Genomic DNA, 22,915 nt, shown 5'->3' on the forward strand with positions numbered 1-22,915 from the left:
GTATATAAAAACAGTACTATTTGCAAGCAACTTTTTAAAAGAATTTACTGATTTCGCACTCAGGTAGAGCCCACATGGCAACGATGCCAATAGAAAAAAATTGGTATGGCAGCACCCCAAACGATTCCCAATAAAATAAGACCGCCTAACTGCCCATGAGCCCCCCATGAGCCTGCGCCCATACGTATTCCCGCCTCATAAGATAGGGGTCCGGCGATAGCGCCAAGAACTGCCCCAAGCACTGGTCTGCCACGGAGCCAAGATAAAGACCCATTAATAGTGCTTGCTACCAATGCCCACAAAGTCCACATCCAAACAGGTGACAAATAGGCACTAGGCCAAGCATCTTCAAAGCTCAAAAAACCTAAATTGGCAACCAGGGTATCAACTGCCACCCCAAACAATGCCGCTTTGAGAACCAGCTTGAGCTCCAAAATTGGCCGAGGGGAGTAGTAAATATGAATCGCAATGTAGAGCAGGGTACCCGCCACAGGCCAAAATACCTGCTGATTAGCAGCCCCAATAATGCAGGCAAACCAACCGATTTGGAAAAGTACGAAATTCCAAAATTTAGCCATCGATCAGCTCCAAGCGAAATTACCTAAGAAAAAGGCCACTGCCGGAAGGCAATGGCCATTTGATTTGGTGGCGATTCAGGGATTCGAACCCCGGACCTGTGGATTATGATTCCATCGCTCTAACCAACTGAGCTAAATCGCCGAACTCGTAATTGTAAATGATCGGGCGCCTTATGTCTAAACCAAAGGGCTTGCTCTACTTTATCTGAAAGACGCTAACCGTCTCATCACGGTTATAGCGGACGAAAACCTCTATTTTCTTAGCCAAAAAGAGCTTTTTAAGAACCTCATCCTTATTTTCAAAGGTGATGGCGGTTTGCTCCGGGAAACGCGAAAAGGGATCACTCATGACCTCTATGGGCTGACCATCCACCTTAATTTGTCGAATAGTGCGCTTGTGGAGACGATCAGGCTGAATAAAAATCAGACGCTTGACGTATTTATCCAAGACTAGCTTTTGCCCTTGATCATTGGCCTTGTAGTAATAAACCAACTCGTCTTTGCCGTTGGTGGTGACATCCCGCTCCTCATCCCACTTGGCAAATGCTGGCTGACTTGCAAGGGCGCAAAGAATTGCTGTCACTACTAAGCTATTAAGATGCATTATTTACTTTCCTAGTTCGATCATTTCATCTTATCAGTCATCTGCACTTATGCGCCTTCTATCAATCTCTTCTGGCAAAGTAATACCCCTCTTTGGCTCTCATCATCCGAACTACTCCAAAGTCGCCTCGGCTATTAACAAACAATCGATCAGTAATCTTGCCTCCCCCACCCCTATTGAAATCACTCGACTCGGCGTTTCGGGGGACGAGCAAGCAGACCTATCGGTACATGGCGGACTCGAGAAGGCAATCTATGTTTACCCAAGTGAGCACTACGCTTTTTGGAACGCGCTCTTAACTCGAGAAGCAAAAGGGGTAGTGGATCTTCCTGATTTTTCGTATGGCGCTTTTGGTGAAAACTTCACCATCGAAGGTCTACTAGAAACTGAAGTCTATGTTGGAGACAGAATGCAGATTGGCGATCTTGAATTCACTGTAGTCAAACTACGTGAACCCTGCTTTAAGTTCAATGCCAAGATGGGCTACAAAGGCGCAGCCAAAGCAATGCTGCAATCGGGCTTTAGCGGGTGGTACTTACGCGTCAATCAAATAGGCACACTTTCAGCAGGCACTGAAATACAGGTGCTACCCGGCCAAAGACTGACGTCCATCGCCGATCAAAATCATGCCCTCTTTAATCGAGGCAATCAAAAAAATATTTGGAATTAATCTTTTGAATTAATCACTGGAGTTCATTCAGACAATAAAAAAACCCGACCACTTAGTGGTCGGGTTTAGTTTTTGAAACAGACTAGTGAAGCTTAGTCTTTAGCGTAGATATCTACGTCTTTTGTTTCTTTAACAAACAGTACACCGATTACCAATGTCATCGCTGCGATGATGATTGGGTACCAGAGACCGTAGTAAATGTTACCGTTTTGCGCTACCAAGGCGAAGGAGATCGTTGGCAACAAGCCACCGAACCAACCGTTACCAATGTGGTATGGCAAGGACATAGAAGTGTAACGAATGCGAGTTGGGAACATCTCAACTAACATCGCCGCAATTGGACCATAAACCATGGTTACCAAGATCACCAAGTACACCAACAAGAGCAATACAGCAACATAGTTAATGTCAGCTGGGTTTGCTTTAGCTGGGTATCCAGCAGCATTCAATGCCTCACGAATTGCCTTCTTGAACTCAGCATCTTTTGCTTTCGCATCAGCTGGAGCCAAGCCTTTAGCAGAGTAACCAGTGATTTCTGTATCACCAATCTTCACAACAGCTACACCGCCAGCAGGACCAGCAACAGTGCTATAGCTAGCAGAGTTGGAAGCCATCACTTGTTTTGCGATATCGCAAGAACTTGTGAACTTCGCTGTACCTGTTGGGTTGAACTGGAATGTACATTCATTCACGTCAGCAGTAATCGTAGCTGGTGCAGTGGCCATTGCTTTTTCTAACGCTGGGTTAGCAAAGTGGGTCAAAGCATTAAATACGGAAACTGGTGTATTTGGAATGTATGTAATAACAGCCAATAACAAACCACCCATGATGATCACTTTACGGCCGATCTTGTCAGACCAAGCACCGAAGACCACGAAGAATGGTGTGCCGATTACTAATGAAGCAGCAATCAACAAGTTTGCAGTCTTAGCGTCTACCTTCAATACTTGCGTGAGGTAGAACAAAGCGTAGAACTGACCTGTGTACCAAACCACCGCTTGACCTGCAACCAGACCAAACAATGCCAAGATAACAATCTTCAAGTTCTTCCATTGACCGAATGACTCTGTCAAAGGCGCTTTAGACAATTTGCCTTCATCTTTCATCTTCTTGAAAGCTGGGGATTCGTTCATTGATAAACGGATCCAAACTGAAACAGCTAACAAACCGATAGAAAGGATGAACGGAACACGCCAGCCCCAAACATCAAAGTCTGGACCAGTGAATTCACGTGTGAACAAAATCACTAACAAGGATAAGAACAAGCCAAGAGTAGCTGTTGTCTGAATCCAAGCTGTGTATGCACCACGACGTCCGTGAGGAGCGTGCTCAGCAACGTAAGTTGCAGCACCACCGTACTCACCACCCAAAGCCAAACCTTGAAGCATACGCAATGCGATCAAGATCACAGGAGCAGCAACACCGATAGTGGCGTAGTTAGGCAGAATACCAACGATAAACGTAGCACCACCCATGATGAGGATCGTCACCAAGAAGGTGTATTTACGACCAATCAAATCGCCTAAGCGACCGAATACCAAAGCGCCGAATGGGCGAACGATAAAACCGGCTGCGAATGCAAGCAATGCGAAAATGAAGGCGGAGCCTGCATCTAGGCCTGAAAAGAACTGCTTGGCGATAACGGCAGCCAATGAACCGTAAAGATAAAAGTCGTACCACTCAAAAACCGTACCTAAAGAGGAAGCAAAAATAACTTTGCGTTCTTCAGCGGTCATTGGGGCTGCTTTAGTTGATGTTGACATCAGTAGCTCCTAACTATTTTTATTAAATAAAAAACAACGGGTCGATTATGCTTTGAAAAAATTCAAAGAAATCCACTACTTAGGGTAATTCCCCATCAAATCGGATCGGGGTTTTCCCGAGAAAACAGCAAACTAGAGGTGATAAAGCAACATTTATTGGCCTAGCGTCTAATAGAAACATCGAACAACACCACACATTCATTATTTGGAACCAATAACCATGCAACAAAAATGGGGAATTCGAGGAATGGCGGTAGCGCCACACTCACTAGCATCTGAATCAGCTTTAGCAGTTCTGCGCGATGGTGGCAATGCATTAGAGGCTATGGTTGCTGCTGCAGCGACGATTGCAGTTGTTTATCCCCACATGAACTCTATTGGCGGTGACTCATTTTGGGTGATTCACTCCCCAGGCAAAGCGATGGGCGGCATTGATGCCTGCGGCGCAGCGGCTGGCCTGGCAAGTAAACAGTGGTACGCCGAGCGTGGCATCACCTCCGCCATCCCCTTTAGGGGGGCCGTTGCAGCCAATACTGTTGCAGGTACTATTTCAGGCTGGGATGCAGCTCACCAACTCTCAAAACAAGGTTTGGGCGGCAAACTCCCTTTATCGCGCCTTCTGGCGGATGCGATTCACTATGCCGAAGCTGGTGTACCTGTCACATTCAGTCAATCTAGCCTCACCACCAAAAAACGCGGGGAACTCATCGACATTCCTGGTTTTGCAGACACGTTTCTAGAGAATGGCCAAGCACCCAAGGTGGGCAGCATCTTTAAGCAAGAACGTCTTGCAAAGACTTTGCGGCAAATTTCTCGCAAAGGAACGCAGGATTACTACCGCGGTGATTTGGCAGACCTGATTGCTAAAGAACTGGCGGAGATTGGTAGCCCCCTCAGACTCGGAGATCTTCATCGCCACCAGGCCAAACTGATTGACCCACTTGAACTAAAGCATAGCCTGGGCAATGTGTACAACATGACGCCACCAACCCAAGGTGTGGTGTCTTTAATGATTATTGGCATATTGGATCAACTCAATCTCAAGCGCTTTAAAGTGGACAGCGCCCAATATGTGCATCACTGCGTTGAGGCTACCAAGCAAGCATTCAAGGTACGTGACCAATTTGTTACTGACCCGGCGTACATGAAAAGAAATGCACAATCTTTCTTATCCCCCGCTTTCTTAAAGAAGTTGGCGAAAAATATCGATCCCGAAAAAGCCTTGCCATGGGGTCAAGGCAAAGGACCGGCCGACACGATTTGGATGGGCGTCATTGATGGAAATGGGAATTGCGTTTCCTTTATCCAAAGTATTTATCACGAGTTTGGTGCCGGTATCGTTCTACCCAAATCCGGCGTGAATTGGCAGAACCGTGGCTGTAGCTTCTCTTTGGATCCAAAGACACTGAATCACCTTGAGCCCTATCGCAAGCCATTTCATACACTGAATCCAGCGATGGCTTTATTTAAGGATGGCCGGTCGATGGTCTACGGCACGATGGGTGGTGATGGTCAACCCCAAACCCAGTGCGCTGTCTTTACACGCACAGCAACATACGGACTTGACCCACAAGATGCGATTAGTCGTCCACGTTGGTTGCTAGGGCGAACTTGGGGTCAAACCAGCGATAGCTTGAAATTAGAGTCACGCTTTAGCCCCTGGGTTGCCAAAGAACTCCATGCTCTAGGACATGAGATTGAAATGCTGGATGCCTTTGATGAAACCGTAGGTCATGCCGGCTGCATCATTCGCGATCCATCTGGCACTCTGCGCGGCGGCTGGGACCCCCGTAGTGATGGCGCCGTTAGCGCGTTTTAGTAATAAACAATTTGGGTACGCGCAGATCCCAATGAATGGCAGCTGCGCGCAATCCAAAAATTGCCAGCATACAAACCACTGAGCCCACGAGCGTGTACTCGGGCAAGAAATTCAAAATCAGGATGTAGATACAGCAACCCAAAGTAACAGGGATTGCGTAGAGCTCATGCGACATCAGTAATGTTTTTCTGCCGGCCAGAATGTCACGCAGTAAGCCGCCGCCAATGGCGGTGACAACTCCCAAGATCACCGGGGCTACCGGCAAACCAAATCCTAAGCTCCAAGCCTTATCTGCACCCTGAATACCAAACAGAGCAGCACCAAGGCCATCGATATAGAGCATCCAGCGATAAATCTGTGGTTGCGTAAAAAAAGACTCAGCTACGAAAGTGACTATGCATGCGCCTAGCGCAACCCAAATATAAATTTGGGCAATAGACCAAAATACAGGAACATCCAAAATGATGTCGCGTACCGTTCCACCGCCAATGGCAGTTATTACACCCAAAACCAGCACTCCAAAAAGATCGACACCACGATCGGCAATAGCGAGCACACCAGTCACTGCGAAAGCAATCGTGGCAATGATGCCAATCCAGAAATTAATTTGATCCATAAAGCTTAGTCTAAATCACCGAAGGGGGTGCTCAATCAAACCCTGAATATACTAAGGGCTATGCACCCAGGAATTCCTCATGAAAACTCAGCTTTATAGTTTTTGGCGAAGCTCGGCAGCCTTTCGTGTTCGCATTGCCCTCAATTTAAAAGGTCTCGAATACGAGGTGCTTCCTGTACATCTTGTGCAGCATGGTGGGGAACAATCTTCTCTTGAGTACAGCAATAAAAACCCCAATCGCTTGGTGCCCCTCTATGCCGATGGCGAACACACCATTCATCAATCCCTCGCCATCATTGAATACCTCGAAGAAGTTCAGCCAAACCCTCCCCTGTTGCCGAAGAGTGCAATCGATCGAGCGTGGGTGCGTGCAGTAGCAATGGATATTGCGATTGATATTCATCCGATCGGGAACTTAAGGGTGTTGCGCTATTTGATGAAAAACTTAGGCGTTAGCGCGGAAGCGAAAGATGCCTGGAGTCAACACTGGATGGTTTTGGGTCTAGAAAGTTTAGAAAAGCGCTTGAGTGCAGCTCTAAGGGTGGGTCGTTTTGCTTACGGAGATCAGCCTGGCTTGATCGATATCTGTTTGGTGCCACAAATATTTAATGCGCTCAGCGCAAAGATGGCGGTGACTGCCTACCCAACCCTCATGAAAATCTTTCACGAGTGTATGACGCTACCAGCGTTTATTGATGCCTCTTGGGAAAATCAAATCGACGCTGAGGGATCAAACCCCCTTACTCCACCACAGGAATAAAGACAGTGTTAACAAGGATCCCATCGTCGTTAAGAGCACTATCCGAGAAATCATCCTGCCATCTGCGTTGTAGTACTGCGCCAACATAAATGGGCCGGTACCAGTAGGGAGAGCAGCTAGTATCACGACTGCGCTTACCCACAATGCCGGTAAATCCAAGATCGGACCAGCAATCACCCACGCAATCAGCGGCTGAATAATCAATTTTGCAAAACTAATCCCCCATGCCTGCCTAGGGCCGGCACTTTCTTTTTGCATCAAAAATAAACCGATTGAGACAAGTGCGCACGGCGTAGCGGCAGCTGCTAAAAATCCAATCACCTGAGTTAAAGGCTCATATAAGGCTAAGTCTGTAGAAGACCACAACAGCCCCGCCACAGGAGCAATCAATAAAGGATTTGTGCACAGTGACTTCAGCACACTCCAAATAATTTCATGGGATTTTTTATGCGACAAGAGACCAATCTCAATGAGTACAGTTGCCAAGGCAAACATTACAAACACAATAAAAGTAGCAATGATTGCTGGGGCTAAGCCATCTTGACCAAGAGCCAAGACGCAAAGCGGAATGCCCATGTATCCCGTGTTGGAGTAGGATGCACTCAACCCAGAAAAACTCGCTGCCGCCAAATCTTGATTGCGCAACCGACTCACTGCCAGCACGAGAATAAAGACGGCTAAGCAACTCAGAAAAAAAGCGGCAATAAAGCCTGGCTGCCACAACGTTTGCCAACTACTGCTGGATGCGAAATTAAATAACTGTGCAGGCAAGGCAAGCCAGACGACAAAGCGATTTAACTCTATGGATGCGCTTTCACCTAACTTACCTGTTCTGCCACAAATGTAGCCAATCAGAATGAGGGCAAATACCGGAAAGACGACATTAAAGACGTAGGGCAATTTAGGTATGCTTTATTTGATTAAGCAATCTTCTTCAGTGTCTGCTGATATCGCTGTGCATTTTTGACATAGCGCCCAGCAATGTCTTCAATGCCGGCAATCTGCTCCGGCGTGAGTGTTTTGACCGCCTTAGCAGGTGAACCCAAAATCATCGAGCCATCAGGAAATTCTTTACCCTCAGTCACTAACGCACCAGCGCCCACTAAACAGTTCTTACCGATTTTGGCGCCATTCAAAATCACTGCGCCAATACCAACTAAACTGCCATCGCCAATATGGCAACCATGTAACATCACTTGGTGACCGATGGTGACTTGCTTGCCAATCACGAGAGGGTAGCCAGGGTCAGTATGCAAAATAGAGGCATCTTGCACATTGCTGCCCTCACCAATTTGAATGAGATCGTTATCACCACGGATAACTACCTTAGGCCAAACACTGGCATTTTTATGCAACTCGACCTTACCGATCACTTCTGCGCTCTCGGCAACCCAAGCTCCATCCGCTAATTGGGGAGCATTTCCATCTAGTTCAAATATAGCCATGACTCATTATAGGTAATGGCTATATTTAAGAAAGCCTACCAGTTAGGCTCACGATCTGGCGTAGATGAAATACGGTGAATACTAATGTCCGCACCGTCAAACTCTTCTTCATGCGACATCCGGATACCTAAAACAGCCTTAAGTAATCCATAGACCACAAAACCGCTAACTAATGCAATAGCAACTCCTAAGCCACTACCAATCAGCTGACCCAAGAAAGTCACGCCGCCAAGACCGCCGAGCGCTTTTGCCCCAAAAATACCCGCAGCTAAACCACCCCACAGACCGCACAAGCCATGTAAAGGCCAAACACCCAGAACATCATCAATCTTCCAGCGGTTTTGCACCAAGGTAAACATATACACAAAGAGAGCACCAGCAATTAAGCCAACTACTAAAGCACCCATGGGATGCATTAAATCCGAGCCTGCGCACACAGCGACAAGACCGGCTAATGGGCCGTTATAGGTAAAGCCGGGGTCATTACGACCAATCACCCATGCAGCCAAGGTGCCACCAACCATCGCCATCAACGAGTTCATCGCCACTAGGCCGCTGACCTTATCAATAGTCTGCGCACTCATCACGTTAAAACCAAACCAACCTACCGCCAAAATCCACGCACCTAAAGCTAAGAACGGAATACTTGAAGGAGGATGTGCCGCAACGTTGCCATCTTTGGTGTAACGACCACGACGCGCTCCGAGAAGGATGACTGCTGGCAACGCGATCCAACCGCCAACTGCATGCACCACAACCGAGCCGGCAAAGTCATGAAACTCTTCGCCAGTCAGTAACTTAATCCACGCTTGAATTCCATAGTGCTGATTCCAAGCAATGCCCTCGAAGAAAGGGTAGATGAAGCCAACCAAGATAAAGGTGGCAATGAGCTGAGGGTTAAACTTCGCGCGCTCCGCAATACCGCCAGAAATAATCGCTGGAATAGCAGCAGCAAAAGTTAGCAAGAAAAAGAATTTAACTAACTCATAGCCATTTTTCTGGGCCAGCAATTCTGCACCCGAGAAAAAGTCCACGCCATAAGCAATGCTGTAGCCAATAAAGAAATAGGCAATTGTCGACACTGCAAAGTCGACCAAGATTTTGACCAAGGCATTCACCTGGTTCTTTTTACGGACTGTGCCCAATTCCAGAAATGCAAATCCCGCATGCATCGCCAGAACCATGATGGCACCGAGCAAAATGAATAAGACGTCGCTGCCTGATTTCAAAGTTTCCACTGAAACAACCCCCCATGTTTTTTGCATCATTATGGGGAATATAAAGACCAATTTCAGGCACGATTGCACTAAATTAGTGCAATTAAAGACGCAAAATATGGTTTATTATCAAATTCATATACACCCAAGGGAGAACCCATGAAAAAAGTTTTAGTTGTTTTAGCTGCTTTAGCCGCATTTTCTGGCTTAGTTCAAGCTCAAGAAAAAGTTCAAGTACTAAGCACCCAAGAACTCGTTAATGTTTGCAAATTACCAGCAAGCCCAGAATCCCGCAGTTTCTGTGTTGGTTACACAACCGCTATTTATGACACGTATTTAGCCACCCGCCATCCACAGCGCGCAAAGCCTTACATTTGCGTCAAGCAACCAGCACCATCACGCGATGAAGTGATTGGTGAATTTGTAAAATTTGGGCAAGCAAACCAACAGGTTTCTGATAAACCAGCGGCTGGTGTTTTCTTGGGCTTCTTGGCTGCACGCTTTCCTTGCGCCAGAAAATAATCGCAGTTCATTAGCCAATTCAATATTTAGACTTAAGGAACACTTGATATGAAAAAAATTATTGCTATTACTGCTGCAACTTTAGCAATCGCAGGTTGCTCTAATATGAGCAATACTGAGCAACGTACTTTATCTGGCGCCGGCATCGGTGCTGCAGCTGGTGCAGTTGGCACGGCCATTTTCCATGGTAACCCAATCTGGGGTGCAGTAGGTGGCGCTGCAGTTGGTGCAGCTTCTGGTTATGTTTACGACGCTTACAAAAAAAATCAGGCCTCTGAGTACAACTCTGGCTACAACGCTGGGAAAAACAATCAGCCAGCTAAAGCGCCTCAGTAAAAGTTAGAAAGCTTTACACGCTAGATTGAGTTCTAGTCGCAGCAAAATAAAAAACCCGACTTGCAAATAACGCAGTCGGGGTTTTCTTTGGAGCTTTGACGAATTAAGAAAGCAATAGCTGATTAATGCGTTTTACATAAGCAGCAGGATCATTCAATTGGCCACCCTCTGCCAACAGAGCTTGATCAAACAAGACCTGAGTCCATTCATCAAATTGCTTGTCATCTGATTTCAACTTCAGCAGCAAAGGATGCTCAGGGTTAATCTCCAAGATGGGCTTGGTATCTGGTGCTTGCTGACCCGCCGCCTTGAGCATGCGCAACAAATTACCAGAGAGCTCATTCTCATCGGAGACCAAGCATGCTGGAGAATCAGTCAATCGGAAGGTGACGCGCACATCCTTGACTTTATCTTCTAAGGCCAACTTCATGCGATCGAGCAAATCCTTGAAATTCTTTTCAGTTTGCTCATGCTCTTTCTTTTCCTTCTCATCGCTTAAGTTACCGAGATCCAGCCCACCCTTGGCGACTGAAGTCATGTGCTTGCCATCAAACTCGGTAAAGAAAGACAGCATCCATTCATCTACGCGGTCAGATAGCAACAGCACCTCAACGCCCTTTTTACGGAATATCTCCAAATGCGGACTATTTTTAGCGGCGTTAAAAGTATCACCAGTAACGTAATAAATCTTGTCCTGACCCTCCTTCATGCGTGCGACATACTCAGCTAAAGAAACGGTTTGATCTGCAGAATCCGTATGGGTGCTTGAAAAACGTAAGAGCTTTAAGATGCGCTCTTGGTTTGGCTGATCTTCACCCATCCCCTCTTTAAGCACTTGTCCAAACTGGCTCCAGAAGGTCCGGTATTTTTCTTTTTTTGCCTCGTCTTCGCTGTTAGCCAAATCCTCCAGCATGCTCAGTACGCGCTTTGTTGAACTTTCACGAATCACTCTGACATCGCGTGACTCTTGCAGGATTTCACGAGAGACGTTGAGAGGTAAATCGGTTGAATCAATGACACCGGTGACAAAGCGCAGATACATCGGCATCAATTGCTCAGCATCATCCATGATGAACACGCGCTTCACATACAACTTAATACCGCCACGCTTATTGCGATCCCATAAATCAAAAGGTGCGCGTGCTGGCACATACAGCAGTTGCGTAAATTCGCTACGACCTTCCACTCTATTTAAGGAGTAGCACAAGGGGTTTTCGTAATCATGTGAAAGATGCTTATAAAACTCGTCGTATTGCTCTTCCGTGATTTCGGATTTAGCACGCGCCCACAAGGCGCTCGATTGGTTAATGCTCTCTAATTCATCTTTAAGGACATGTTCACTTTTCTCAGCATCCCACTCCTCTATATTCATCTGAATCGGCAAAGAGATGTGATCGGAATACTTGCGAATAATCGATTTCAGTTTATGAGTCGAAAGGAAGTCATCCTCACCTTCACGAAGATGCATCGTGATTGATGTCCCGCGCTGCGGGCGATCAATACTTTCTACCGTGAATTCACCTGAGCCATCAGACTCCCAACGAACGCCATCGGTCACTGGCAGACCTGCACGACGGGTTTCAACAGTAATGCGATCAGCCACAATGAAAGCGGAATAGAAACCCACACCAAACTGTCCGATTAAGGCAGCATCCTTTTGTTGATCTCCGGAAAGCTTAGAGAAAAATTCTTTGGTCCCAGAGCGAGCAATCGTTCCGAGATTGGAAATCACTTCATCGCGACTCATGCCAATACCGTTATCGGAAATTGTTACCGTTCTAGCGGCTTTATCAAAGCTCACTTTGATCTTCAAATCAGGATCGTCACCATACCAATCGGGATGCGCAATGCCCTCAAAGCGGAGTTTGTCTGACGCATCAGATGCATTCGAAATCAGCTCACGAAGGAAAATTTCCTTGTTGGAATACAAGGAATGGATCATCAGTTGTAAAAGTTGCTTTACCTCAGCTTGAAAGCCTAAAGTTTCTTTGCTAGCTACAGTCATGCGAATACCCTCTTCATTAATGAACTTAACCCCCTATACATTGGGGCTATTTAATACATTTCAAGATCTAAGTAATTAGAAAATTTAGCCTGGGTGTGGCTTTGAATGCTTTTCAGCTACAGGCAATTCAGCCTTTTTCCAGGCGCTAAAGCCGCCTTCTAGATGACAAATCCCAGGCACCCCCATTTTCTGGAGGGTTTCTGTTGCTAGGGCGGAGCGCCATGCGGATGCGCAATAGAGCACTAAACGCTTGCCCTCTCCAAAAATCGGCTTGAAGTAAGGGCTATCTGGATCAACCCAAAATTCCAGCATGCCACGAGGCGCATGAATTGCGTTGGGGATCATGCCATCACGCTCCAACTCCCTTACATCCCGAATATCTACAAAAACGGTATTTTCATCATCCAGGAGTTTTTGCGCTTGCCCCAATGGAACGGTCTCAATTTGTGCCATCGCATTTGCAATTAATTCTTGATAGCCTAACTTCAATTTCATCAATATCTCCTAAATTACTAATACTTTTATCCAATTAACACTAAGCACATTCTGACGTGCTTGCCCTGATAATATGTCTCCATGAACTTTACCCCTACAGAGCTTGGCGCAAGCATCATTTTTGCTATCGCAGTGTTGCATACTTTTTGCACTTCTTATTTTGAAACGCTCGCTAAAAAATCCCCAAGGCATGCTGGTTTATGGCATCTACTGGGTGAGGTCGAAATCGTCTTTGGATTTTGGGCTGCCATCCTCATCATTTTTATGTGGCTTGCAAACGATCTGGCAACTGCAAAAGAGTACGCCAACAAGCGTAACTTTACAGAACCGCTGTTTGTTTTTGCCATCATGGTTGTGGCGGGTAGCAAACCCATTCTGCATTTTGCAACTCAGCTTCTTCAGCAGCTCGGTAAGTTGGTGCAATTGATTTTGCGTACTAAGCAGGCACCTACGCTGTATTTCTTAACTCTCAGCGTCACTCCTTTGCTTGGCTCATTGATCACCGAACCTGCCGCCATGACACTTGCGGCCTTCTTATTGCGTGACCTGGTCTATCGCCATAAATGCTCTACACCACTTTTGTTTGGCACCCTAGGTGTGTTATTCGTCAATATCTCGATTGGTGGCACGCTCACCAATTTTGCTGCGCCGCCCGTCCTCATGGTGGCATCTACTTGGGGCTGGAGTACGGCTTTCATGTTTGCGAACTTTGGCCTTGAAGCCACGATTGCCATTTTTATTAACGCGGCAATCGCAACCCTACTCTTTCACAAACAACTCATTGAGCCTACGAGTAAAGCCGATCACGTTCGGATTCCACTGACCATTACGGCAATTCATTTGCTATTTTTGCTGGGAATTGTGGGCTTCGCGCATGACCCAGTGATCTTTATGTGGCTGCTACTGTTTTTCATTGGCTACACAACTGCCTACCCAAAACATCAAAGCCCGCTCATTTTGCGCGAAGCATTGCTAGTGGGATTCTTCTTGGGTGGATTAGTCGTCCTAGGTGCACTGCAAGGATGGTGGCTACAACCGATCCTCGAAACTATGAGCCCAACAGCGGTGTTTTATGGAAGCCTGGCATTAACAGCGATTACCGACAATGCGGCGCTCACCTATTTAGGCTCGCTAGTACAAGGCACCTCACCAGAATTCAAGCTGGCTTTAGTTGGCGGCGCAGTGGCAGGTGGTGGCTTAACCGTGATTGCGAATGCCCCCAACCCTGCAGGACTCGCGATTTTGCGCAGCTACTTCCCAAACGCAGCGGTTTCTGCAGGATTACTGTTTGTAGCAGCTATTCCGCCAACCATTGTTGCAATTCTGGCTCTCCGTCTACTCTAAACGTCTTATCCCGTAAAATCTGAGCTTCGCCCCCAGCTATAAACCTGAGAACGGCATATGAAAAAGCTTTATATCAAAACCTTTGGCTGTCAAATGAACGAGTATGACTCGGGCAAGATGGCCGACCTCTTACATGCCAATGAAGGCATGGTCATGACTGATACCCCAGAAGATGCAGATGTGGTTCTGCTGAATACCTGCTCGATTCGCGAAAAAGCAGAGGACAAAGTCTTCTCTGACTTAGGGCGGCTACGTGAGCTTAAAAAAATTAAGCCCGATTTATTGATCGGCGTGGGCGGTTGCGTTGCCAGTCAAGAAGGCCAACAAATTATCAGTAGAGCGCCATATGTTGATGTGGTCTTCGGCCCTCAAACACTACACCGCTTATCCGACCTCATTGCTCAACGTCGCGAGACCGGTAGATCTCAGGTAGACATCTCCTTTCCAGAAATAGAAAAATTTGATCACCTCCCTGCCTCACGCCAAACACGCGGCTCTGCTTATGTCTCCATCATGGAAGGCTGCTCAAAGTATTGCAGCTACTGCGTAGTTCCCTACACTCGTGGCGAAGAAGTATCGCGCCCCTTTGATGACGTATTGACTGAAGTAGCTGGACTTGCAGCTCAAGGCGTGAAAGAAATTGTCTTACTCGGTCAAAACGTCAATGCTTACCTTGGCAAGATGGGGGGCAGCGAAGAGATCGCAGACTTTGCACTACTGATTGAATACATCGCAGAAATTCCGGGCGTTGAAAGAATTCGCTTTACTACTAGCCACCCCAAAGAATTTACACAGCGCTTAATTGATGTCTACGCAAAAACTCCTAAGCTAGTGAGCCATTTGCACTTACCGGTACAACATGCATCTGACTCCGTTTTGTCTGCGATGAAGCGTGGCTATACCGCACTGGAATACAAAAGCATTATTCGTAAGATGCGCGCTGTGAGGCCCAACCTGACGCTATCCAGCGACTTCATTGTGGGCTTTCCTGGCGAAACTGATGAAGACTTTGCCAAGCTACTGAAGATGGTTGAAGAGCTCAATTTTGACAATAGCTTTTGCTTTATCTTCAGCGCACGCCCTGGTACACCCGCAGCCAACTTAAGTGATGACACGTCTTACGAGGTCAAACTGAAACGCTTGCAAACCCTGCTAACTCTCGTAGAGTCACAGGCAACTCAGATTAGCCAGAAAATGCTCGGCAATACTGAGCGAGTTCTCATTGAAGGTTTAGCAAAGGATGGCGTGAACCTACAAGGTCGCGCCGCCAATAATCGCGTAATTCACTTTACTGCACCAGATGAAGATATCGAATCACTCATCGGTCAAATGGTAGATATTCGTATCACCGAAGTGCTCAATTACACCCTCCGAGGTGATCTCGTTAGCGAACTCTCCCCTATTCGCGCTCATTAAGATGACGACCAAGCAAGCATCCCCCTCTAAACTAGATATTGATATTCAATTTGCTAGCGCCGTTATCAAAGAGAAAGTTCTTACAATTGCATCTCTAACGGCAATTAAAAAATGGGTGAAAGCAGCCATTCAATTGAATGGGCTCATCACCTTGCGCTTTGTGAATGCAGCTGAAGGAAAGAAGTTGAATTTTGCTTTTCGCAATAAAGATAAGGCGACCAATGTGCTCACTTTTCCATATGAGCTCACTAAAAAGGCTTTATCCGCCGATATTATTTTTTGCCTTCCAGTTATTCAAAATGAGGCGCCCGAACAAGGCAAGGCTGTCAAAGCGCATTTGGCCCACCTCATTATTCATGGCTGCCTTCATGCACAAGGTCTAGATCACGAGAACGATAAAGAGGCTAAGAAGATGGAGTCTCGAGAAATCAAGCTCTTGAAATCCCTCGGCTTTCCAAACCCTTACGCACCTATTTAAAGCAATCTTCCCAGCCTCTTCATCGAATTTACTTATTTCTGCGATATTCTTGCTATATGCCTGACCCCAACAAATCCCTTTTAGAGCGCTTGGCTGATTTTTTAACACCACAGCCAACCAGCCCAGCAGAACGACGTCAAGAGCTCATTGATACACTCAGAGAAGCCCAGACCGAGGGCCTAATTGATGCAGATGCCCTCTCCATGATCGAGGGCGTCTTTCAGGTTGGCCAATTGTGCGCCCGCGATATTTTGGTGCCAAGAGCCCAAATCGACTGGATCGACATCAACCTGCCTTTATCTCAAATTATCAAAAGTGTCATCACTGCCGCCCACTCTCGTTTCCCTGTTTTTGAAGGTAGTCGCGACAATGTCATTGGCACCTTGTTGGCAAAAGATTTATTGCGTCATTCCACCGAAAAAGATTTTCAAGTACGTGATTGGCTCCGCCCAGCAGTATTTATTCCGGAATCTAAACGTTTGAGCGTTCTGCTCCGTGACTTTAAAGACAACCGCAATCACCTAGCCATTGTTGTAGATGAATATAGCGGGATTGCTGGCGTCATTACAATTGAAGATGTGCTTGAGCAAATTGTTGGTGATATTGAAGATGAGCATGATATTGATGAAGAGGCAGATAATCTGATCTCTTTAGACAATGGCGACATTCGGGTTAAAGGTATTACGGAGCTCGAGCAATTTAATGAGACGCTGGGCACTCAATTTCATGATGACGATATCGAAACCGTTGCCGGCCTTGTCATTCAACATCTTGGACGGGTGCCTAAAATTGGTGAACTCATTAAGATTGATGGTATTGAATTTGAGGTTCAGCGGGCCGACCCAAGACAAATTCATATTCTGCTCGCACGGCAAATTCCCAAAAAGCCCGACTGAGAACTCCTTTGATTGATCGGCCACTGCCAAGGCTTAGCAACAGCATCGGCTTACTCATGTTGTTCGCTCTTGGCGCAATTCTTGCTGGAGCTGCAGAGTTGCCATATGGGGGATGGATTCAGATTCCGATCATGAGCTTGGTCTGGTGGCAAATCAGAAAATATCAATCTACGCGCCTCAAGAATTCTCTTTTGCTTGGGTTTTCATTTGGCCTAGGCTACTTTGTCTTGGGGCTCTGGTGGATCTTCATTAGCCTGCATGACATCGGGGGGATGAATCTCATACTCTCCTGCATAGCCGTCATCTTGCTCTCTGGCTTACTGGCACTCTTTTTCTCTTGCGCCACCCTTGCACTACATTGGTTTAAGGGGAAATATTTTTTAGGTCTGCTACTAGCAGCAAGTTGGGTGCTAACTGAATATCTCCGAGGAATGCTTTTTACCGGCTTTCCTTGGATGGGTTTAGCGGAGGCTCAAGCCTATGGTCCTTTTGCGCCAATCGCCCCTTATCTCGGGGGATTGGGCTGCACTTTTTTTGTGGTGCTGGCCTCTTGGCAACTACTCTCCATAAAGACACACTTCAAAACAACTGCCCTGAGCTTGGTTTGCCTCATTGGACTTAGTCAGACCCTCACTCTTTGGTCTTTCACAAAACCAACAGGCGAGCCACTTAGCGTACAACTCATCCAGGGAAATGTTGCTCAGAGCTTAGTTTTTAAACCAGAGGGGATGTTGCAACAAATTGCATTTTATAAATCAGCTATGGCCGATTCGCAGGCAGACTTGGTGGTATCTCCGGAAACGGCACTTCCATGGCCAGAGACAAACTTACCTGCGGGTACTCTTGAAGATCTACAAGGCTATGCAACTGAGAAGAAGAGCTTTCTGTTGTTTGGTATCTTGGGGCGCCACTTTAATCCCGCAGATGGCAGGGAGTTTTCTAATCGAGCGATTGGCCTTAGCCCAAGCAACCCGCCATATCGTTACGATAAATCCCACCTAGTTCCTTTTGGAGAATTTATCCCCCCTGGGTTTCGCTGGTTTGTAAACGCATTTAGCGTTCCCTTGAGTGATTTTTCCAGGGGGTCTCAAAATCAACCCTTCTTCTTGATCAATAGAGAAGGGCAATTGCCACTATACGCAGCCATCACTATTTGCTACGAGGATGTATTTGGGGATGAGTTAGCTGCGCGCTTGCGCAATAGCAAAGAGTCAGCCAACCTCCTGATCAATATGACCAATCTGGCATGGTTTGGGGATTCTCAAGCGCCGACCCAACAATTAAGACTTTCTCAATTGCGCTCACTGGAGACGGGGCTTCCTGCGCTACGTGCCACTAATACGGGAATCACGGCATCATTAGGGCCAGATGGAAAAGTCTTGGCAGAGCTACCCAAGTTCACCCAAGGCATCTTAAAGACTAGTGTACAAGCTTTCTCCGGCAAAACACCGTATGTCATCTGGGGGAATATCCCCATTTTGAGCCTTTCTTGTCTCCTACTCATCCTCGGCTTCATTCGCCAAAGACGGATTTAATCGCTATTTCATGGTTTGCTCGCTAAGCCATGTAAAATCAAAGGCTTAGCCAGGTTAATCATGCTTACTTTTCAGCAAATCATTCTCAAACTCCAAGATTACTGGGACCAACAAGGTTGTGCCCTACTGCAACCTATTGACCTTGAGGTCGGTGCCGGTACATCTCATACAGCCACTTTCTTGAGGGCCATCGGGCCTGAGCCATGGAAAGCCGCTTACGTCCAACCCTCACGTAGACCCAAAGATGGTCGCTACGGCGAGAACCCGAATCGTCTGCAGCACTACTACCAGTACCAAGTAGTACTTAAGCCCGCTCCAGAAAATATTCTTGAGCTTTACTTAGGTTCTCTTGCCGCTTTGGGCTTAGATCTCCAAAAGAACGATGTACGCTTTGTGGAGGATGACTGGGAAAACCCAACTTTGGGCGCCTGGGGGCTGGGCTGGGAAGTTTGGCTGAACGGCATGGAAGTCACGCAATTCACTTATTTCCAACAGGTGGGCGGTATCGACTGCAAACCCGTTTTAGGCGAGATCACATACGGTATCGAGCGCTTGGCAATGTATATCCAAAATTGTTCCAACGTCTACGACCTTGTTTGGGCAGACGGGATTTCTTATGGTGACGTGTATCACCAGAACGAAGTGGAGCAATCTTGCTACAACTTTGAGCACTCCAATACCGACATGCTGTTTGCAAACTTCACTAACTATGAAAGTGAAGCCAAGCGTTTGATGGAGGTGCCCCTAGCCTTACCCGCTTATGAAATGGTGCTCAAGGCCGGACATACTTTCAACTTACTCGATGCCCGTGGCGCTATCTCGGTTACAGAGCGTGCGGCTTATATCGGACGCATCCGCAATCTTTCTCGCGCAGTAGCGCAGGCTTACTTTGAGTCTCGAGAGAAGTTGGGGTTCCCGATGTGCCAACGCCAATCCAAAGCATAAGCAATACAAACTAATTATGAGTACAACGAACCCTCTCTCTCAATCAGACAATCTCCTGATTGAAGTATTCACTGAAGAGCTTCCCCCAAAATCATTGCGCCGCTTAGGTGATGCATTTAGCGATGGTATTTATTCCGCCTTAAAGATAGCCGGCCTACTGAGTGAGAACTCCGTTGCTACTGGCTACGCTACACCACGTCGACTTGCCGTTCAGATCAGCAATGTCTTGAGCCAAGCCTCTGACTATGCCGTGCGTGAAAAATTACTTCCTACCAGCATTGCTTTTGATGCTGATGGCAAACCTACTGCACCATTGCAAAAGAAATTGGCTTCTTTGGGCTATGCGGATATTGATATTGCTACGCTCGAGAAATCTGGCGAAGGTAAAAATGAAGCGCTCTATCTCAACGTCATCGCAAAAGGTGCAGTATTAGAGCAGACTGCTCAACAAGCACTCGAGCAGACATTAAACAAATTACCCATCGCCAAAATGATGCACTACCAAGTGCTTCAGAAAAATGGCGAATTGGCAGATGTTGAGTTTGCGCGTCCTGCACACCGCATCATTGCCCTGCATGGCAAACAAGCACTGAATATCAGTGCACTAGGGATTAATGCAGCAAACCAAACAGAAGGCCACCGCTTTCTGGCTCCGGGCGTCATTACGATCGCCTCTGCTGATCAGTATGAATCTGACCTCACCACTAAGGCAAAAGTATTGCCAAGCTTTAACAAGCGTCGTGAATTGATCGAATCTGCTTTATTAAAGGCTGCCGGCACTGATTTAGTGTTGATGCCAGATAGCTTGCTAGATGAAGTGACAGCTTTAGTAGAGTGGCCAGCAATTTATGAATGTCATTTTGATCAAGAATTCTTGGAAGTTCCACAAGAATGTTTAATCTTGACCATGCAAACCAATCAAAAATATTTTGCATTGACTGATAAGCAAGGAAAGTTGCGCAATCGATTCTTGATCGTTTCCAATATTGAAACTGATCAGCCTGAAGCGATTATTTCCGGCAACGAGCGAGTGGTTCGTCCACGCCTATCTGATGCACGCTTCTTCTTTCAACAAGATCAAAAGCGTCCGCTGGCATCCCGTGTAGCCGATCTTGGAAAAGTGGTTTATCACAACCAACTTGGCAATCAATTGGATCGTACAAAGCGTGTTCAAGGAATTGCGGTAGGTATTGCTAAAGCCTTATCTGCAGATACAACACTTGCTAGTCGCGCCGCTGAAATTGCTAAAACGGATTTACTGACTGATATGGTTGGTGAATTTCCAGAACTCCAAGGCATCATGGGTCGCTACTATGCAACGTATGATGGCGAGAATTTGGAAGTAGCATCAGCCTGTAGCGAACATTACATGCCTCGCTTTGCTGGTGATGCATTGCCTCAGACTCAAACCGGTACGATCTTGGCCATCGCTGACAAGTTAGAGACTCTAGTTGGTATTTGGGGGGTTGGTCTCGCACCTACCGGCGATAAAGACCCATATGCCTTGCGTCGTCATGCCTTAGGTATCTGCCGACTCTTGCTAGAGAAGAATCTCAGCCTGAGTCTGCCTGAGTTAATTGAGCTGGCTCGCAAACAATTTCCACAGCAAGACGTTCAAGAAAAAGCAAAGGCTGAAGATATCTACGCCTTCATTATTGATCGTCTGCGCGCTTACTTGCGTGATCAAGCGGTTGCTGGCAAGCCATTCACGACTGAAGAGATTGATGCAGTATTGAGCCAGTCACCCGCTCAACTAAACGATTTGATTGATCGCCTGACTGCTTTGCGTGAGTTTAATGCCCTAGCAGAAGCCGCACAGTTAGCTGCTGCCAATAAGCGCATTAGCAATATCCTTAAAAAGAATGCTACAACCATTCCAGCGGCTTGCTCAAGCAAGCTCTTGCAAGTGCCCGCTGAAATTGCATTGCATCAGGCGCTTGAAAACATTACCCCGAAACTGACTTCAGCTTACGAGAAACGTCAGTTTGTAGATCTACTGAAGGCGCTTGTAGCACTGAGCGCTCCAATTGATCAATTCTTTGCCGATGTCATGGTGATGGACCCCAATCCAGAGTTACGCGATAACCGCTTAGCCCTCCTGCAACAACTTCACCAGAAAATGAATCTCATTGCCGACCTCGGCAAGCTAGCATGAGCACCAGCTCTTCTAAATTGATCATTCTTGATCGCGATGGCGTGATCAATGAAGATCGAGATGATTATGTGAAGTCGAGTGAAGAATGGATTCCGCTGCCAGGCAGCCTAGAGGCAATTGCACTACTCAATCAAGCGGGCTACCAAATTGCCGTAGCAACCAATCAGTCAGGTTTGGCGCGGGGCTATTTCAATATCAACGATCTGCATGCCATGCATGGCAAGATGGATAAACTCTTAAAGCCCTTAGGCGGGCATATCGACAGCATTTTCTTCTGCCCACATACCGATGCCAATAGTTGTGACTGTCGCAAACCCCTGCCAGGGATGATGAAAGAAATCGCCCTGCGCTATAAGAAAAACAATAGCAGCACCCCTTTATTGGGTGTTCCGATTGTGGGGGACTCTTTGCGGGACCTTCAGGCAGGAATCGCTCTGGGTGCTAGCCCCCATTTAGTATTGACGGGTAAAGGTAGAAAAACCCTCGATAAAGGTGATCTCCCAGAAGGCACGCAAATTCATGCGGATTTATTGGCATTTGCTAATGCACTCTTACAAGATAGGGTTTAATGCAAATATGACTTTTATCCGCTCCGCCCTGTTTACACTCTTCTTGCTGATATTCACGCCTATTTGGTCGGTACTTTGCATTCTCGTTTTTCCGTTCTTAAATCCTGAGAATCGCTATCGCTTTATCGGTCTCTGGAACAAAGTAGTAATTTGGATCTTGCAACCCCTCTGTGGAATTCGTTACGAGATTCGTGGCATGGAAAACATGATGGCGGTTTTGGATAAGCCCGTTGTCGTACTGAGTAAGCATCAATCCGCTTACGAAACTATTTTCTATATCGCCTGTCTTCCCAAACAAGTCTGCTTCGTTTTCAAAAGAGAATTGCTTTGGATCCCCTTCTTTGGCTGGGCTTTGGCTTTGCTCAAGATGATTCACATCAATCGTAATAGCAAAGAAACTGCCGCCCTCTCAGTAGTGGGTCAAGGTAAAAAACGTTTAAGTGAGGGTAGATGGATTTTGCTATTTCCGGAAGGCACTAGAACAGCTACCGGATCACATAAGCCCTACAGCAAAGGTGGCGCAAGGCTTGCGAGTGCCACAGAGGCCTTGGTTATTCCAATTGCCCATAATGCAGGTCGTTGCTGGCCTAAGAATAGCTTTCTAAAGCAACCTGGAACAGTGATCTTCTCAATCGGCCCTGCTATTACCTCCGCCGGAAAAACAGGCGGGCAACTTCATCAAGAAGTAGAAAAGTGGATTGAAGCAGAGATGCGGGTAATCGATCCGGCTGCTTATCAGTAGCTGAT

Annotated in this window: 23 protein-coding genes and 1 tRNA gene; 14 read left to right on the forward strand and 10 right to left on the reverse strand. The window is 46.8% G+C overall.

What is annotated here, in order from left to right; genetic code table 11:
- Positions 1-59: 59 nt before the first annotated feature.
- The 3 genes from ICN12_RS00155 to ICN12_RS00165 form a co-directional block, all read right to left on the reverse strand.
- Positions 60-578, reverse strand: coding sequence for a DUF2878 domain-containing protein (locus ICN12_RS00155; protein ID WP_216269991.1), 519 nt, complete (start codon positions 576-578; stop codon positions 60-62).
- Between the two features lie 65 nt (positions 579-643).
- Positions 644-720 (reverse strand) — tRNA-Met (locus ICN12_RS00160).
- Between the two features lie 54 nt (positions 721-774).
- Entirely contained in the window at positions 775-1,182 is a 408-nt protein-coding gene (locus tag ICN12_RS00165) for a hypothetical protein (protein ID WP_216269992.1), read from the reverse strand.
- Between the two features lie 49 nt (positions 1,183-1,231).
- Between ICN12_RS00165 and ICN12_RS00170 the strand changes: the two genes are divergently transcribed.
- The gene (locus ICN12_RS00170; RefSeq protein WP_216269993.1) at positions 1,232-1,852 is read left to right on the forward strand and encodes an MOSC domain-containing protein; all 621 of its coding nucleotides are present in this window, start codon (positions 1,232-1,234) and stop codon (positions 1,850-1,852) included.
- Between the two features lie 92 nt (positions 1,853-1,944).
- On the opposite strand, the gene ICN12_RS00175 is transcribed toward ICN12_RS00170, so the two are convergent.
- Positions 1,945-3,615 (reverse strand): MFS transporter, encoded by a 1,671-nt coding sequence (locus ICN12_RS00175; RefSeq protein ID WP_216269994.1) that lies wholly within the window; start codon positions 3,613-3,615, stop codon positions 1,945-1,947.
- A 220-nt stretch (positions 3,616-3,835) separates the two neighbouring features.
- On the opposite strand from ICN12_RS00175, the gene ICN12_RS00180 reads away from it, so the two are divergent.
- Positions 3,836-5,434 carry a gamma-glutamyltransferase family protein gene (locus ICN12_RS00180; protein ID WP_216269995.1) on the forward strand — a complete coding sequence of 533 codons (1,599 nt, stop codon included), beginning with the start codon at positions 3,836-3,838 and terminating at the stop codon, positions 5,432-5,434.
- Here ICN12_RS00180 and ICN12_RS00185 read toward each other — a convergent pair.
- Positions 5,421-6,050 carry a trimeric intracellular cation channel family protein gene (locus ICN12_RS00185; RefSeq protein WP_216269996.1) on the reverse strand — a complete coding sequence of 210 codons (630 nt, stop codon included), beginning with the start codon at positions 6,048-6,050 and terminating at the stop codon, positions 5,421-5,423. The two genes, ICN12_RS00180 and ICN12_RS00185, sit on opposite strands and share 14 nt — an antisense overlap.
- Before the next feature lie 79 nt (positions 6,051-6,129).
- On the opposite strand from ICN12_RS00185, the gene maiA reads away from it, so the two are divergent.
- Positions 6,130-6,810, forward strand: a complete 681-nt coding sequence (gene maiA, locus ICN12_RS00190; RefSeq protein ID WP_216269997.1) for a maleylacetoacetate isomerase — start codon at positions 6,130-6,132, stop codon at positions 6,808-6,810.
- Here maiA and ICN12_RS00195 read toward each other — a convergent pair.
- From ICN12_RS00195 to ICN12_RS00205, 3 genes are read right to left on the reverse strand one after another with little or no spacing between them, the layout of a single operon-like run.
- Complete coding sequence (locus tag ICN12_RS00195; RefSeq protein WP_216269998.1) at positions 6,781-7,710, reverse strand: AEC family transporter; 930 nt, start codon at positions 7,708-7,710, stop codon at positions 6,781-6,783. The two genes, maiA and ICN12_RS00195, sit on opposite strands and share 30 nt — an antisense overlap.
- 20 nt (positions 7,711-7,730) lie before the next feature.
- A complete protein-coding gene (locus ICN12_RS00200; RefSeq protein WP_216269999.1) occupies positions 7,731-8,255 on the reverse strand; it encodes a gamma carbonic anhydrase family protein in 525 nt (174 codons plus the stop codon).
- 35 nt (positions 8,256-8,290) lie between these two features.
- Complete coding sequence (locus tag ICN12_RS00205; RefSeq protein ID WP_216862109.1) at positions 8,291-9,520, reverse strand: ammonium transporter; 1,230 nt, start codon at positions 9,518-9,520, stop codon at positions 8,291-8,293.
- A gap of 111 nt (positions 9,521-9,631) precedes the next feature.
- Between ICN12_RS00205 and ICN12_RS00210 the strand changes: the two genes are divergently transcribed.
- Together ICN12_RS00210 and ICN12_RS00215 are read left to right on the forward strand one after the other, a co-directional pair.
- Positions 9,632-9,994: a Rap1a/Tai family immunity protein gene (locus tag ICN12_RS00210; RefSeq protein ID WP_216270000.1), complete on the forward strand. Its 363-nt coding sequence runs from the start codon at positions 9,632-9,634 to the stop codon at positions 9,992-9,994.
- Between the two features lie 48 nt (positions 9,995-10,042).
- Positions 10,043-10,330 (forward strand): YMGG-like glycine zipper-containing protein, encoded by a 288-nt coding sequence (locus ICN12_RS00215; protein ID WP_216270001.1) that lies wholly within the window; start codon positions 10,043-10,045, stop codon positions 10,328-10,330.
- Positions 10,331-10,433: 103 nt separating this feature from the next.
- Here the strand turns inward: ICN12_RS00215 and htpG are convergent, their stop codons facing one another.
- Positions 10,434-12,335: a molecular chaperone HtpG gene (gene htpG, locus ICN12_RS00220; protein ID WP_216270002.1), complete on the reverse strand. Its 1,902-nt coding sequence runs from the start codon at positions 12,333-12,335 to the stop codon at positions 10,434-10,436.
- Positions 12,336-12,419: 84 nt separating this feature from the next.
- Positions 12,420-12,830 carry a rhodanese-like domain-containing protein gene (locus ICN12_RS00225; protein ID WP_216270003.1) on the reverse strand — a complete coding sequence of 137 codons (411 nt, stop codon included), beginning with the start codon at positions 12,828-12,830 and terminating at the stop codon, positions 12,420-12,422.
- An 81-nt stretch (positions 12,831-12,911) separates the two neighbouring features.
- Here ICN12_RS00225 and ICN12_RS00230 point away from each other — a divergent pair, with 81 nt between their 5' ends.
- From ICN12_RS00230 to ICN12_RS00270, 9 genes are read left to right on the forward strand one after another with little or no spacing between them, the layout of a single operon-like run.
- A complete protein-coding gene (locus tag ICN12_RS00230; RefSeq protein WP_216270004.1) occupies positions 12,912-14,174 on the forward strand; it encodes a putative Na+/H+ antiporter in 1,263 nt (420 codons plus the stop codon).
- 57 nt (positions 14,175-14,231) lie between these two features.
- Complete coding sequence (gene miaB / locus ICN12_RS00235) at positions 14,232-15,590, forward strand: tRNA (N6-isopentenyl adenosine(37)-C2)-methylthiotransferase MiaB (protein WP_216270005.1); 1,359 nt, start codon at positions 14,232-14,234, stop codon at positions 15,588-15,590.
- Position 15,591: 1 nt separating this feature from the next.
- A complete protein-coding gene (ybeY, locus tag ICN12_RS00240; protein ID WP_216270006.1) occupies positions 15,592-16,068 on the forward strand; it encodes an rRNA maturation RNase YbeY in 477 nt (158 codons plus the stop codon).
- A gap of 56 nt (positions 16,069-16,124) precedes the next feature.
- Positions 16,125-16,964, forward strand: coding sequence for a CorC family transporter (locus ICN12_RS00245; RefSeq protein WP_216270007.1), 840 nt, complete (start codon positions 16,125-16,127; stop codon positions 16,962-16,964).
- 56 nt (positions 16,965-17,020) lie between these two features.
- Positions 17,021-18,499, forward strand: a complete 1,479-nt coding sequence (lnt, locus tag ICN12_RS00250) for an apolipoprotein N-acyltransferase (RefSeq protein ID WP_216270008.1) — start codon at positions 17,021-17,023, stop codon at positions 18,497-18,499.
- A 60-nt stretch (positions 18,500-18,559) separates the two neighbouring features.
- Positions 18,560-19,444 carry a glycine--tRNA ligase subunit alpha gene (gene glyQ, locus ICN12_RS00255; RefSeq protein WP_216270009.1) on the forward strand — a complete coding sequence of 295 codons (885 nt, stop codon included), beginning with the start codon at positions 18,560-18,562 and terminating at the stop codon, positions 19,442-19,444.
- A gap of 16 nt (positions 19,445-19,460) precedes the next feature.
- A complete protein-coding gene (gene glyS / locus ICN12_RS00260; RefSeq protein ID WP_216270010.1) occupies positions 19,461-21,599 on the forward strand; it encodes a glycine--tRNA ligase subunit beta in 2,139 nt (712 codons plus the stop codon).
- Positions 21,596-22,168, forward strand: coding sequence for a D-glycero-beta-D-manno-heptose 1,7-bisphosphate 7-phosphatase (gene gmhB, locus ICN12_RS00265; protein WP_216270011.1), 573 nt, complete (start codon positions 21,596-21,598; stop codon positions 22,166-22,168). Before glyS ends, gmhB begins: the two co-directional genes overlap by 4 nt.
- Positions 22,169-22,175: 7 nt before the next feature.
- Positions 22,176-22,910 carry a lysophospholipid acyltransferase family protein gene (locus tag ICN12_RS00270; protein WP_216270012.1) on the forward strand — a complete coding sequence of 245 codons (735 nt, stop codon included), beginning with the start codon at positions 22,176-22,178 and terminating at the stop codon, positions 22,908-22,910.
- The last annotated feature ends 5 nt before the right edge of the window (positions 22,911-22,915 follow it).

The sequence above is a fragment of the Polynucleobacter sp. AM-25C3 genome (genome assembly GCF_018882335.1).
Classification (GTDB): Bacteria; Pseudomonadota; Gammaproteobacteria; order Burkholderiales; family Burkholderiaceae; genus Polynucleobacter.